A 13,976-nucleotide genomic window follows, 5' to 3' on the forward strand; every position below is an offset into this window, starting at 1 on the left:
GCCGGGCCTCAGCTCTCCGGACGGTCCTCGGGGAGCGCCTCGGCGGAGGTGTCGCCGTTGGTCACGGCGGGCATTCCGCCGTTCGACCCTGCCGCGCCATTGGTCAGTGCCAGCTCCTTGGGCGAGAGAACCGGCGGGCGTGTCGAGGGCGTACGACGCGACGAGCCGGTCCACGCCGGGCGGGCCGGACGCTTGACGACGGTCGCGAAGACCTCCGCGATCTGGTCCTTGTTGAGCGTCTCCTTCTCCAGGAGCGCGAGCACCAGATTGTCGAGAACGTCACGGTTCTCGACGAGGATCTCCCAGGCCTCGTTGTGCGCGGTCTCGATGAGCTTCTTGACCTCTTCGTCGACCAGCGCCGCGACCTCTTCCGAGTAGTCGCGCTGATGCGCCATCTCCCGGCCGAGGAACGGCTCCGTGTTGTCGCCGCCGAACTTGATCGCGCCGAGCCGCTCGGTCATGCCGTACTGCGTGACCATCGCGCGGGCCGTGGCCGTGGCCTTCTCGATGTCATTGGCCGCGCCCGTGGTCGGGTCGTGGAAGACCAGTTCCTCGGCCGCGCGCCCGCCCAGCATGTACGCGAGCTGGTCGAGCATCTCGTTGCGCGTGGTCGAGTACTTGTCCTCGTCGGGCAGGACCATGGTGTAGCCCAGCGCCCGGCCACGGGAGAGGATCGTGATCTTGTGGACCGGGTCGGAGTTCGGAGACGCCGCGGCGACCAGGGCGTGTCCGCCCTCGTGGTACGCGGTGATCTTCTTCTCCTTCTCGGACATGATCCGGGTCCGCTTCTGCGGGCCCGCCACGACGCGGTCGATCGCCTCGTCCAGGGAGTGATTGTCGATCAGCTTCTTGTCGCTGCGCGCCGTCAGGAGCGCCGCCTCATTCAGCACGTTCGCCAGATCCGCGCCGGTGAATCCGGGCGTACGACGGGCGACCGCGCCCAGATCGACGTCCGGGGCGACCGGCTTGCCCTTCTGGTGGACCTTGAGGATCTCCAGCCGGCCCTGCATGTCCGGGCGGTCGACGGCGATCTGCCGGTCGAAACGGCCGGGGCGCAGCAGCGCCGGGTCGAGGATGTCGGGCCGGTTCGTGGCGGCGATCAGGATCACGCCGCCCTTCACGTCGAAGCCGTCCATCTCGACCAGGAGCTGGTTCAGCGTCTGCTCGCGCTCGTCGTGACCGCCGCCGAGGCCCGCGCCGCGGTGCCGGCCGACGGCGTCGATCTCGTCGACGAACACGATCGCCGGGGCGTTCGCCTTGGCCTGCTCGAAGAGGTCGCGGACGCGGGACGCGCCGACACCGACGAACATCTCGACGAAGTCGGAGCCGGAGATCGAGTAGAACGGCACCCCGGCCTCACCCGCGACCGCGCGGGCGAGCAGCGTCTTGCCCGTACCGGGCGGGCCGTACAGCAGCACACCCTTCGGGATCTTGGCGCCGACCGCCTGGAATTTCGCCGGCTCCTGGAGGAACTCCTTGATCTCGTGGAGTTCCTCGACCGCCTCGTCGGATCCCGCCACATCGGCGAAGGTCGTCTTGGGGGTGTCCTTGGTGATGAGCTTGGCCTTGGACTTCCCGAACTGCATGACCCGGGAGCCGCCGCCCTGCATCTGATTCATCAGGAACAGGAAAACCACGACGATCAGGACGAAGGGCAGCAAAGACAGCAGCACCGAGACGAACGGACTCTGCTTCGACGGCGAGACCGTATAGCCCTTGCTGATGTCGCCGTTCTGGAACTTGACCTGAAGCGTCTTGGCCAGCGTCGATCCCTGGCTGCCGATATAGCTCGCCTGGATCTTGTCGCTGCCCTTGACCTTCAGGCCGTCCTTGAGGTCGACCTTGATGATCTGTTCGTCGCCGGTGGTCAGTCTGACCTGCTCGGCCTGGTTCTTGTCGATCGCCTGGACGACCTCACCGGTGTCCACCGTCTTGTAGCCGCCCGACGAGCCGACGACCTGCATCAACACGACCACGGCGAGGACGGCCAGCACGATCCACATGACCGGCCCACGGAAGTATCGCTTCACGTCCATCCATACGGAGCGAAGTCGCCCCGTCCCTCCTGCCCGTAGGTAAATGCTGCTGTGAGAAAAAGACTGTTCTTCGGACGGTACCCCAGCATTGTGGCCCGCGATGGCACGGGACGGCTGACAAACCCGTCTTCCCATGCTTCAACGGCGTGAGAGCCCCTGGGGTTCCCGGCGGCGGAGCCTTTCCGGCGCCGGGGCCGGGTTGTGCCGTGCTGCCGCATCAGCCGCCGTACTAGCCGCCGTAGACGTGCGGTGCGAGCGTCCCGACAAAAGGCATGTTCCGGTACTTTTCCGCGTAATCCAGGCCATATCCGACGACAAACTCATTCGGAATGTCAAAGCCGATCCATTTGACGTCGATCGCGACCTTCGCGGCGTCCGGCTTGCGGAGCAGGGTGCACACTTCGAGCGAGGCGGGCTCGCGGGAACCGAGGTTGGAGAGCAGCCAGGACAGTGTCAGGCCCGAGTCGATGATGTCCTCGACGATCAGGACGTGCTTGCCCTTGATGTCGGTGTCGAGGTCCTTGAGGATCCGGACCACTCCGGAGGACTGGGTGCCGGCCCCGTACGAGGAGACGGCCATCCAGTCCATCGTCACGGGGGTGGACAGCGCGCGCGCCAGGTCCGCCATGACCATCACGGCGCCCTTGAGGACCCCGACGAGAAGCAGATCCTTGCCTGCGTACTCCGCGTCGATCTTCGCGGCCAGGTCGGCCAGCTTCGCGTCGATCTCTTCCTTGGTGATGAGCACCGACTGGAGGTCGCTGCCCATGTCCTTGTCGTCCACCCGTATCACTTTCGTTGTCGGCCGGGGGTCCGGGACTCACGCCCCGGGAGACACAGCCGTAGTGCTTCCGCGCTTCAGCCCTGCCGGACGACCAGTCTGCCACCCTGCCTCATGGCCTCCACTCGGCCGGGCAGATTGATGGCTCCCTGGCCGCGCCAGCCCGTGATCAGGCGGTCGACCTCTTCGATGTGACGGGCGAACAGGGAGCCCGCGGGGGCGCCCGCGGCGATGACCGCTCTGCGCAGCACCCGGCGGCGGACGGCGGGCGGCAGCGCGTACAGCTTCGCGCAGTCCAGCAGTCCGGTCTCGTCCCGTACGGCGTGGTCCGCGTCGGCGGCCCAGGCGTCGAGGGCGTCGGCGTCGTCGCGGGAGAGCTGTGCCGTACGGGCCAGGGCTTCGACGACACCCTTGCCGAGACATTTCTCCAGCGCGGGCAGGCCTTCGTGGCGCAGCCGCGAGCGGGTGTAGGCGGGGTCGCTGTTGTGCGGGTCGTCCCAGACCGGGATCGACTGGACCAGACAGGCCTTGCGGGCGGTCTGGCGGTCGAGCTGGAGGAAGGGACGCCGGTAGCGGCCGGCCGTCCCCGAGACGGCCGCCATACCGGACAGGGAGCGGGTGCCCGAGCCGCGGGCGAGGCCCAGCAGGACGGTTTCGGCCTGGTCGTCACGGGTGTGGCCGAGCAGGACGGCCGTGGCGCCATGGCGCTCGGCCGCGGCGTCGAGGGCGGCGTAGCGCGCGTCACGCGCGGCGGCTTCCGGACCGCCGTCGCGGCCCACGGTCACGGCGACGGACTCGACGGGGTCGAGCCGCATGGCGGCGAGCCGGGCGACGACTTCGGCGGCGCGGAGGTCGGAGCCGGTCTGGAGGCCGTGGTCGACGGTGATCCCGCCGGCCCGTACGGAGAGCTTGGGGGCCTCGAAGGCGAGCGCGGAGGCGAGCGCCATGGAGTCGGCGCCGCCGGAGCAGGCGACAAGCACGAGCGGCCGCTCGCCGAACAGGCGTGCGGCGGAGGCCGGGGAGGCGGTGGGGGACGAGACGACCGCGCTGTCGGTCAGAACGTCGTGGAGTACGCGGCGTACCGCCAGGCGTATCGCCGCGACCGCAGGATGGGGACCCATATCCGGTGCCCTTCGTGATGTGTTTGGGGGGTGCCTCGCTCGGTGTCCCGACCGCTGTACAGACGGAGAGCGTCACTCAGAGTGCGTCGATGGTGACAGAACCGAGCCATTACCCGAGCATTGCACGCCTATCCCTCACTCACGGTCCCTCGGATGGGTGATACATGGGGCGTTCATCTGCCACGGGCCGCGGGCCACGGTCGTGGGCCGCCGTGAGCCGGGCCCGGGTCATCAGTCCGCCCTCCGGTGCACCCGTGCGATCCAGTCGGCCGGTTCGGCGATCTCCGCCTTGGTGGGGAGGGTGTTGGGCGAGGTCCAGACCCGGTTGAAGCCGGCCATGCCGACCTCCTCGACAACGGTCCGTACGAACCGCTCCCCGTCCCGGTACTGGCGGAGCTTGGCGTCGAGGCCGAGCAGCTTGCGCAGCGCCTGGTCGAGCCGGCTGGCACCGCGCGCCCTGCGCTGCTGGAACTTCTCGCGGATCTCGGCGACGGTGGCCACGACATCGGGCCCGACCCCGTCCATCACATAGTCGGCGTGGCCTTCGAGCAGGGACATCACGGCGGTCAGCCGGCTGAGGATCTCGCGCTGGCCGGGGGTCTGGACCAGCTCGACGATGCTTCTGCCGTGCTCGTCCTCCTCGCCCTCGGGCCGGCCGCCGGCGAGCGACTGGGCGGCCTCACGAAGCCGCTCCAGCACGGTCATCGGGTCGACCTCGGTCTCGTCCAGGAAGGACTGGATCTCGCCCTGGAGGTGGTCGCGCAGCCAGGGCACTCCGGTGAACTGGGTGCGGTGGGTCTCTTCGTGGAGGGCGACCCAGAGCCTGAAGTCGTGCGGATCGACGTCCAGTTCGCGCTCGACATGGACGATGTTCGGGGCGACGAGCAGCAGCCGTCCGGCGCTGTGTTCGCCCGCGGGGAGATCGCGGGTGGCGGGGGCGAAGGTCTCGTACTGGCCGAGCACCCGGGAGGCCATGAACGACAGCAGCATGCCCAGCTCCACGCCGGTCACCTTGCCGCCGACCGCGCCGAGCACGGCACCGCCGGGGGTGTTCGAGCGGCGCTCCAGCATCTTTTCGAACAGGGGCTTGAGCAGCTCGCGGAACCCGGCGACGTTCGCCTTCACCCAGCCGGCCCGGTCGACGACCAGGACGGGGGTGTCCGGGGGTTCATGGCCGTCCGGGACCATCCGCGTGTATCCGCGTACATGTTCCTCGGAGGCCTTGGCATGCCTGCGCAGCTCGGCGACGATCGCGCGGGCCTCGTCCCGGGTCACCTCGGGCCCGGGCCGTACCAGGCGGGTCGCGGTCGCCACCGCGAGATTCCAGTCGACCATCTCGGCACCACCGATGCTCGTCATGTGTCAACCGTACGTGGTCGGCCCGCGGAGCGGTGAGGTGTCAGGGACCCGGATCTTCCGTCGCACCGTCCCCTAAGGGCTCGTCGGCACCCGGGAATCAGGCCCGGAACCGGGCGGGACGGGGGCCCCGGCGCCGGTTGGGCCGTCGGAGGGCCGGGCGGAGTACGCGGACGGGGCTACGAGAGGGCATTACGGGAGGGCGTGCGGCGGGGCGTGCGGGACGGGCACGCGGCGGCGGTACGAGGAGGGGCGCGCGGGTTCTGTGGACACCCCTTAGCCGATCAGGGCGGCCGAGAGCCGGTCCAGAGCCGTCTGCGCTTCCCCGGGGGCCGTGGTCGAACCCGCCATGAACGCGAAGGCCAGCAGCCGGCCCCGGTCGTCGACGACGGTGCCGGCCAGGGTGTTCACCCCGGTGAGCGTGCCCGTCTTGGCGCGAACGAGTCCGGCCGCGGGGGCGGCGTCCGCGTACCGGCTCCGGAGCGTGCCGGTGAACCGGGCGATGGGCAGCCCCGTCAGAACGGACCGCAGCTCGGGGTGGTCCGGGTCGGCCGCGCGCGCCAGCAGCGCGGTGAGCAGCGCGGCGCTGGCCCGGTCCTTGCGGTCCAGGCCGCTGCCGTCGGCGAAGCGGGCCCCGGTGAGCGGCAGGCCCAGCTTGCCGAGCTGGACGCGGACCGCCCGGTCCCCGCCGTCGAAGCTGGCGGGCATGCCCAGGGCGATCGCGGTCTGCCGGGCGAGGGCCTCCGCGGTGTCGTTGTCGCTCTCGGTCAGGGTGCGTTCGACCAGGGCGGAGAGCGGCTGGGAGTGGGTGCGCGCGAGGGGCTTGGAGTCCTTGGGGGCCCTGCCCTCGGTGGGGGCCGCGGTCGTACGGATGCCCCGCTCGCGCAGCAGCTCCGCGAATTCGCGGGCGGCGGCGCCCGCGGGATCGCCGCCGCGGAGCGCGGGTCCGCGGGTGGAGCCGTCGAGGCGGGCCTGCCGGGTCATCAGCGCGGTGACGGGGGCGATGTTGTCGTTGGGGCCGATGGGGTGCAGCTTGGGGCCCGAGTAGAGGGAGATGTCGTAGCGGAGCTCGGCCTTGGCGACCCCGCGGTCGCGCAGCGCGCGGGCGGTGTCGTCGGCGAGCGCGCTCAATCCGGTCCGGTCGAGGGTGGAGTCCCCGCCGCCGACGAGGGTGAGCCGTGTGGCGTCGGGCGAGGCCCTGACCGTGGTGGCGATGCGGTGGTCGGGGCCGAGGGCGGAGAGCGCGGCCACCGTGGTCGCGATCTTGACGGTGGAGGCGGGGGTCATCGGGGTGTCCGCGGCCCTTCCGTACAGCGGTTTGCCGGTGGCGGCGTCGACGACCGAGGCGCTGCGCAGCCGGCCGAGGTCCTGGTCGTCGAGCAGCGGCCCGAGCCGCTCCCTGAGGTCCTCGGACAGTTCCGCGGGCTCGGCGGCCGGGGCGGTGAGCGCGGAGAGCACCCCGGGAGCGCTGGGGGCGGGTGCGGGCGTACGGGGGGCGGGCGTTTCGTGATGTGCGCCACCCGTGCGGCTGTGCGCCGCCGCCCATGCCCGCTCGGACCTGCGCTGACCGGATTCCCAGGGGCCGGCCGTGGCCACGGCGACGGCCGCGAGGGCCAGGCCGACAACGGCGGAACCCGCCGTGAGCTGCCACACTTTCGGCTCAAGCACGGCCGACCAGCCCCTTTCGCGATCACACTGCTGCGTGGGGGACACTTAATCACTGCGCCTTGCCACGAGCATGGCACCCCGGCCCAGCGGCGGCCCCTCAGTCCGCCGGTCCGGGGGCCCTCCTCCGCGAAGACGCAGCACTCAGCAGTATGACCGGACAGATGTGTTGATCATGGAGGAGCCACCCGTGGAGTTCGACGTCACCATCGAGATCCCTAAGGGTTCGCGGAACAAGTACGAGGTGGACCACGAGACCGGCCGGATCCGCCTCGACCGGCGTCTCTTCACCTCGACCAGCTACCCGGCCGACTACGGCTTCGTCGAGAACACCCTCGGCGAGGACGGCGACCCGCTGGACGCGCTGGTCATCCTGGACGAACCGACCTTCCCGGGCTGCCTGATCAAGTGCCGCGCCATCGGCATGTTCCGGATGACGGACGAGGCGGGCGGCGACGACAAGCTGCTGTGCGTCCCGGCCTCGGACCCCCGGGTGGAGCACCTGCGTGACATCCACCATGTCTCGGAGTTCGACCGGCTGGAGATCCAGCACTTCTTCGAGGTCTACAAGGACCTGGAGCCCGGCAAGTCCGTCGAGGGCGCCGAGTGGGTGGGGCGTGCCGAGGCGGAGGCCGAGATCGAGGCCTCGTACAAGCGACTTGAGGCGCAGGGCGGCGCGCACTGACGGCGCACTTCTGACCGCGCACTCCTCCGGATGACCGGCCGGACGGCCGGGGCGGACGACGGGCGGCGCACCTCTTCGTGAGGTGCGCCGCCCGTCCGTGTGCGGGGGTGCTGGGCTCCCGGGTCCGCCGACGCGGGTGTGGCCTCTCATGTCCGTGCTCATACTGGGCAGACGCGGGACTGCGGAACACGCGGACGAGCAACGGACGAGCGGACGAGCACGGCAAGGGCGCGTGCATCGCAGAGGCGTGCACCACAAGGGCGACAGGGAGCGGGGGGCGTGAGGGCGTGACGGCGAGGACAGTGGCGGCCGAGCCGGACGGCCCCGACGAGCGCAAGCCCCAGTCGGACGAGGCGCACAGTGCCTTCACTCCGCCGCACGGGATGGAACGGCTGGCGCTGACCGGCGGCGACCGTCCCGGATCGGGGTTCGTGCTGCCCGAGGCGTGGGCCAAGGGGGCTCCCTGGCAGGACCGGATGCGCACCCTGCTGCGGATGCCGGCCGGCGAACGGCCCGTACCGGAGCCGGTGCAGCGGCACGACGACAACGGGCCCGCGGTGCCCCGGGTGCTGGACCTGACGCTCCGTATCGGTGAACTGCTGCTGGCGGGCGGCGAGGGCGCGGAGGATGTCGAGGCCGCGATGTTCGCGGTGAGCCGCGCGTACGGACTCGACCGCTGTGAGCCGAACGTCACCTTCACCCTGCTGTCGATCTCCCATCAGCCGTCGCTGGTGGAGGATCCGGTGACGGCCAGCAGGACGGTACGGAGGCGGGGCACCGACTACACGCGGCTGTCCGCCGTCTTCACGCTCATCGACGACATCACCACCGCGAACACGGATGTCACGCTGGAGGAGGCGTACCGGCGGCTGGCGGAGATCCGGCGCAACCGGCATCCGTACCCCGGGTGGGTGCTGACGGTGGCGAGCGGGGTGCTGGCGGGCTCCGCCTCGGTGCTGGTCGGCGGCGGGTTCCTGGTGTTCGTGGCGGCGGCGTTCGGCGCGATGCTCGGGGACCGGCTGGCCTGGCTGTGCGCGGGGCGCGGGCTGCCGGAGTTCTACCAGTTCGTGGTGGCCGCGATGCCGCCCGCGGCGATGGGGGTGGCGCTGACGCTGGTGGGCTCGGCGGCGCAGTGGGAGGTACGGCCCTCGGCGGTGATCACCGGCGGTCTGTTCGCGCTGCTGCCGGGGCGCGCGCTGGTCGCGGGGGTGCAGGACGGGCTGACCGGCTACTACATCACCGCGTCGGCGCGGCTGCTGGAGGTCATGTACTTCTTCATCGCGATCATCATCGGTGTGCTGACCGTGCTCTATCTGGGGGTACAGCTCGACGCGCAGCTCAACCCGGACGCCGCGCCGCACACCGCGGAGCGTCCGGTGGTGCAGATACTCGCGGCCGTGGTGCTGAGCTTCACCTTCGCGATCCTGCTCCAGCAGGAACGTTCCACGGTGCTGATGGTGTCGCTCAACGGCGGGATCGCCTGGGTCGTCTACGCGGCGATGCACGATACGGGCGGGATCTCGCCGGTGGCCGCGACGGCGGTGGCGGCCGGTCTGGTGGGGCTGTTCGGGCAGCTCTTCTCGCGCTACCAGTTCGCCTCGGCGCTGCCCTATGTCACGGCGGCGATCGGGCCGCTGCTGCCGGGCTCGGCGACCTACTTCGGGCTGCTGGGGATCGCGCAGAACAATCCGGACCGCGGGCTGGCCTCGCTGTCCAAGGCGGCGGCGCTGGCCCTGGCGATCGCGATCGGGGTGAATCTCGGGGGCGAAATCTCCCGGCTGTTCCTCACCGTGCCGGGAGCGGGCCGGGCGTCGAGCCGCCGCGCGGCCAAGCGGACGCGCGGCTTCTAGACGGCTTCCTGTCCGTCGGAGACGGCTTCCGGACCGTACGGCTGCCGGCGGAGACGGCTTCCGCGCCGTCCGGCTCGGTCAGCGCTTGGCGTGCCGGCCGCGCTGGCCGCCGGCGCCCGGGCCGTCCGGCTGCGCCGTACCAGGGTCCTCGCCGGCCGTGAGCGCGGCCTTCTTGGACTTGGAGCGGGCCCGCAGGAACTCGATCACGATCGGCAGCACCGAGATCAGCACGATCAGGATCAGGATCATCTCGATGTTCTTGTGAACGAACTCGATCTTGCCGAGCGCCGCTCCCAGCAGGGTGACCCCCGCGCCCCAGAGCGCGCCGCCGAGGATGTTGAAGATGATGAACGAGCGGTAGTTCATCCGGCTCACACCGGCGATGATCGGCGTGAAGGTCCGTACGACGGGCACGAAGCGGGCCAGCACCAGGGACTTGGGGCCGTACTTCTCGAAGAACTCGTGCGCCTTCTCGACGTTCTCCTGCTTGAAGAGCCTGGAGTCCGGGCGTTTGAAGAGCGCGGGTCCGACCTTGCGGCCGAAGAGATAGCCGACCTGGTCACCGATGATCGCCGCGAGTACCACCAGGAGACAGACGAGCCAGAGCGGGTGGTCGAGCGTGCCGGCCGTCACCAGCAGGCCGGTGGTGAAGAGCAGCGAGTCGCCGGGCAGGAAGAACCCGATCAGAAGGCCGGACTCGGCGAACACGATGACCAGGACACCGATGAGTCCGAAGGTCCCGATCAGATAGTCCGGGTCCAGCCAGCTTGGTCCGAGCGCAAGGGGGGTCACGGGTTCCGGACTCCTGTGTTGTGTCGATAGTCGGTCGATCGTCAATTCGGCGTGGTCGGCCGCGCACAAGCTATCAACGCCCGCCTGCTCCTCCAGGTTCCACCCGGCCCTGCGGACATGCACCACGGATGCACCACAGCACCATTTCGGGCATAAATGAAGAAAGCTGAACGGAAAAAGGCCGGTCCCGAACAGATCAGGCCGCGCCGACGCCCCCGAGGAGAACCGCCGATGCCACTCCACCGAGGCGCGGACCTGACCGGCATGCCCGAGGCCGAGCGTGCCGAACGGCAGCGGCTGTCGATCAACCCCTTCTACGGGGAGGCCGACCCGATCAGCGGAATGACCTCGGCCCCGCCCGTCCACCGGCTGCCCGACGGGCCGATCCCGCCCGCCGTCGCGTACCAGCTCGTCCATGACGAGCTGATGCTGGACGGCAATTCGCGGCTCAACCTCGCCACCTTCGTCTCCACCTGGATGGAGCCGCAGGCCACGACCCTGCTGTCGGAGTGCCGGGACAAGAACATGATCGACAAGGACGAGTACCCGCGCACGGCCGAACTGGAGCGGCGCTGTGTGGCGATGCTCGCCGACCTCTGGAACGCGCCGGACCCCGCGGCGGCCGTCGGCTGTTCGACGACCGGGTCCAGCGAGGCGTGCATGCTCGCCGGAATCGCGCTCAAGCGCCGCTGGACCAAGCGCAACGCGGGCCGCTACCCGGCGACCGCCCGGCCCAATCTGGTGATGGGCATCAATGTGCAGGTCTGCTGGGACAAGTTCTGCAATTTCTGGGAGGTCGAACCGCGCCAGGTGCCCATGGACGGCGAGCGCTTCCACCTCGACCCGCGGGCCGCCGCCGATCTCTGCGACGAGAACACCATCGGGGTGGTGGCCGTACTGGGCTCCACCTTCGACGGCTCGTACGAACCGGTCGGCGAGGTGTGCGCGGCGCTGGACGCCCTCCAGGAACGTACGGGCCTCGACATCCCCGTCCATGTCGACGGGGCGTCGGGGGCCATGATCGCGCCGTTCCTCGACGAGGAGCTGGTCTGGGACTTCCGGCTGCCGCGCGTCTCCTCCATCAACACCTCCGGGCACAAGTACGGGCTCGTGTACCCGGGTGTCGGATGGGCGCTGTGGCGCTCGGCCGCCGAACTGCCCGAGGATCTCGTCTTCCGCGTGAACTATCTGGGCGGCGACATGCCCACCTTCGCCCTGAACTTCTCGCGCCCCGGCGCCCAAGTGGTCGCGCAGTACTACACGTTCCTGCGGCTGGGCCGTGACGGCTACCGCGCGGTCCAGCAGACGGCACGGGACATCGCCACCAAACTGGCCGGGGAGATCGAGGGCCTCGGCGGCTTCCGGCTGCTCACGCGCGGCGACCAACTGCCCGTGTTCGCGTTCACCACCGCGCCCGGCAACGAGAACTTCGATGTCTACGACGTCTCGGCCCGGCTGCGCCAGCACGGCTGGCTCGTGCCCGCGTACGCCTTCCCGGCCAACCGGCAGGATCTGTGCGTGCTGCGGATCGTCTGCCGCAACGGCTTCTCGGCCGATCTCGCCGCACTGCTGATGGACGATCTGGACCAGATCCTCCCCGCGCTCCGCGCCCAGCCGCATCCGTCGGTGCGGGACAAGTCGCTGGCCACGGCCTTCCACCACTGAGCGCACGGGGCTGTACGGAGGCCGTGGCGGGCGGTGGGCCGTCTCGCGCGGCCCACCGCCCCCACGTGTACGTACGGCTCCTCAGCGGCTGAGCCGGGCGAACCTCCGCACCGCCAGCGGGAAGAACACCGCGAGCAGGGCCACCGGCCAGAGCACCGCCAGCAGTCCGGCGTGCTCCGCGGCCCACGAGCCGCCCGCCGCGGCCGGGTTGCCGAAGAGGTCGCGTACGGCGGTGGCCGTGGCCGACATCGGGTTCCATTCCACGACCGCGCCCAGCCAGCCCGGCATGGACTCGGGTGTCGCGAACGCGTTGGAGAGGAAACCGATCGGCCAGACCAGGATCTGCACCGCCTGCACCATCTCGGGGCGGCCCGCCACCATCGCGAGCTGGATGCCGAGCCAGAGCATCGCGAACCGGAACAGGAGCAGCAGCCCGACGGCGGCGAGGAAGGACGCGCTCCCTTCGTGCCAGCGCCAGCCGAGGGCGCTTCCGACGCCGATCATCACGCACAGGCCGAGCACGGACTGGAGCATGTCGGCGACGCTCCGGCCCACCAGGACCGCGGAAGGCGCCATGGGCATCGAGCGGAACCGGTCCACCACGCCCTTGTTGAGGTCCTGTGTGACGGCGAGCATCGTGGACTCGATTCCGAATGCCATCGTCAGCGCGAGCATGCCGGGGACGAGGAACTCGACGTACTCCCCCTGGATCCCCCGGCCGCCGCCGATCAGATAGCCGAACATCAGCAGGAGCATCACCGGGAAGACCAGTCCGACGACGACCTGGACGGGCTGCCGTGCCCAGCGGGCGAGTTCGCGGCGGGTCATGGTCCAGGAGTCGGCGAGGGCCCAGCGGAGCCTGCTGCCGGCGGTTTCGGCGGGCACGGGTGCCGGGGCGTGCAGGGCCGTCATGCCCGTACCTCCCGTTCCTGCCGCTGCTCCTGCTGCTCTGCCTGCTGCTCCTGCTGTTTCTCGTGCCGCTGGTCATGACCCTGGGTGCTGTCCCCGCCCGTCAGCCGGAGGAAGACCTCGTCCAGCGTGGGCCGCCGCAGCGCCATGTCCTCCGCCTCGATCCCCTCCTCGTGCAGAGCCCGCACGGTCTCCGTCAGCGCCGCCATCCGGTCGGTCACGGGCGCGCTGATCAGCCGCCGGTCCACATCCGTACTGACCGCGTACGTGCCCGCCGTACGCGCCAGGGCCCGCGCACCGTCCGCGAGCCGGTCCGCGTCGCGCAGGACGACATCGATCCGGTCGCCTCCGGTCCTGGCCTTGAGCTCGTCCGCGGTGCCCCCGGCGATGACCCGGCCGCCGTCCACGACCGAGATGCGGTCGGCCAGTTGGTCGGCCTCCTCCAGATACTGCGTGGTCAGCAGTACGGTCGTACCGCCGCCGACCAATGAGCGCACCGCGCTCCACACCTCCGCCCGTCCGCGCGGATCGAGCCCGGTCGTCGGCTCGTCCAGGAAGAGCACCGCCGGGCCGGTGATCAGGGACGCGGCCAGATCGAGCCTGCGCCGCATGCCGCCGCTGTACTGCTTGACGGGCTTGCGGCCGGTGTCCAGGAGGCCGAACCGTTCCAGCAGGGTGTCGGCCCGCTCCCCCGCGCGCCGGGCGCCGAGGTGGTGGAGCCGTCCGAACATCTCCAGGTTCTGCCGGCCGCTCAGATCCTCGTCGAGCGCCGCGTGCTGGCCCAGCAGCCCGATCCTGCGCCGTACCCCACGGCCCTCGGTCCGTACGTCCAGGCCTGCCACCCGCACCTGCCCCTCGTCGGGGCGGAGCAGCGTGGTCAGCACCCTCACGGCGGTGGTCTTGCCCGCGCCGTTCGGGCCGAGCAGACCATGGACCGTGCCACGGGCCACCGTCAGATCGAACCCGTCCAGGGCCCGCTTCTCTCCGTACCGCTTGTGCACGCCGGCCGCAACGATCACGTCGGTCGCTTCGGCCACGTCGGTCACTTCGGTCACGTCCTCGCCTCCCCGCTTCCTGCCATTTCCGCACCCCTATGCAGTAATCAAACTTGACTAC

Annotated in this window: 11 protein-coding genes; 3 read left to right on the forward strand and 8 right to left on the reverse strand. The window is 70.3% G+C overall.

Going from position 1 to position 13,976, the window contains the following annotated elements; all coding sequences use genetic code 11:
- Positions 1-8 precede the first annotated feature (8 nt).
- From ftsH to dacB, 5 genes are all read right to left on the reverse strand, one after another.
- Positions 9-2,036, reverse strand: coding sequence for an ATP-dependent zinc metalloprotease FtsH (ftsH, locus tag KQY30_RS15035; protein ID WP_217307252.1), 2,028 nt, complete (start codon positions 2,034-2,036; stop codon positions 9-11).
- A 229-nt stretch (positions 2,037-2,265) separates the two neighbouring features.
- Positions 2,266-2,805: a hypoxanthine phosphoribosyltransferase gene (gene hpt / locus KQY30_RS15040; protein ID WP_217311068.1), complete on the reverse strand. Its 540-nt coding sequence runs from the start codon at positions 2,803-2,805 to the stop codon at positions 2,266-2,268.
- Positions 2,806-2,894: 89 nt separating this feature from the next.
- Complete coding sequence (tilS, locus tag KQY30_RS15045; protein WP_217307253.1) at positions 2,895-3,938, reverse strand: tRNA lysidine(34) synthetase TilS; 1,044 nt, start codon at positions 3,936-3,938, stop codon at positions 2,895-2,897.
- 231 nt (positions 3,939-4,169) lie between these two features.
- Positions 4,170-5,297 carry a zinc-dependent metalloprotease gene (locus KQY30_RS15050; protein WP_217307254.1) on the reverse strand — a complete coding sequence of 376 codons (1,128 nt, stop codon included), beginning with the start codon at positions 5,295-5,297 and terminating at the stop codon, positions 4,170-4,172.
- A gap of 273 nt (positions 5,298-5,570) precedes the next feature.
- Positions 5,571-6,962, reverse strand: a complete 1,392-nt coding sequence (gene dacB / locus KQY30_RS15055; protein ID WP_217307256.1) for a D-alanyl-D-alanine carboxypeptidase/D-alanyl-D-alanine-endopeptidase — start codon at positions 6,960-6,962, stop codon at positions 5,571-5,573.
- Between the two features lie 187 nt (positions 6,963-7,149).
- Between dacB and KQY30_RS15060 the strand changes: the two genes are divergently transcribed.
- Positions 7,150-7,644 carry an inorganic diphosphatase gene (locus KQY30_RS15060; RefSeq protein ID WP_046504875.1) on the forward strand — a complete coding sequence of 165 codons (495 nt, stop codon included), beginning with the start codon at positions 7,150-7,152 and terminating at the stop codon, positions 7,642-7,644.
- Positions 7,645-7,946: 302 nt separating this feature from the next.
- The gene (locus KQY30_RS15065; protein WP_217311069.1) at positions 7,947-9,494 is read left to right on the forward strand and encodes a threonine/serine exporter ThrE family protein; all 1,548 of its coding nucleotides are present in this window, start codon (positions 7,947-7,949) and stop codon (positions 9,492-9,494) included.
- Positions 9,495-9,572: 78 nt separating this feature from the next.
- Here KQY30_RS15065 and KQY30_RS15070 read toward each other — a convergent pair whose 3' ends face one another.
- Positions 9,573-10,286: a DedA family protein gene (locus KQY30_RS15070; protein WP_217307257.1), complete on the reverse strand. Its 714-nt coding sequence runs from the start codon at positions 10,284-10,286 to the stop codon at positions 9,573-9,575.
- 231 nt (positions 10,287-10,517) lie between these two features.
- Between KQY30_RS15070 and KQY30_RS15075 the strand changes: the two genes are divergently transcribed.
- On the forward strand, positions 10,518-11,951 hold the full coding sequence (locus KQY30_RS15075) for a glutamate decarboxylase (RefSeq protein ID WP_217307258.1): 1,434 nt from the start codon (positions 10,518-10,520) through the stop codon (positions 11,949-11,951).
- A gap of 81 nt (positions 11,952-12,032) precedes the next feature.
- Here the strand turns inward: KQY30_RS15075 and KQY30_RS15080 are convergent, their stop codons facing one another.
- Complete coding sequence (locus KQY30_RS15080; RefSeq protein ID WP_217307259.1) at positions 12,033-12,863, reverse strand: ABC transporter permease; 831 nt, start codon at positions 12,861-12,863, stop codon at positions 12,033-12,035.
- Complete coding sequence (locus KQY30_RS15085; RefSeq protein WP_302185316.1) at positions 12,860-13,915, reverse strand: ATP-binding cassette domain-containing protein; 1,056 nt, start codon at positions 13,913-13,915, stop codon at positions 12,860-12,862. Before KQY30_RS15085 ends, KQY30_RS15080 begins: the two co-directional genes overlap by 4 nt.
- Between the last annotated feature and the right edge of the window lie 61 nt (positions 13,916-13,976).

The sequence above is a fragment of the Streptomyces sp. GMY02 genome (assembly GCF_019056675.1).
In the GTDB taxonomy this organism is placed as follows: Bacteria; Actinomycetota; Actinomycetes; order Streptomycetales; family Streptomycetaceae; genus Streptomyces; species Streptomyces odonnellii.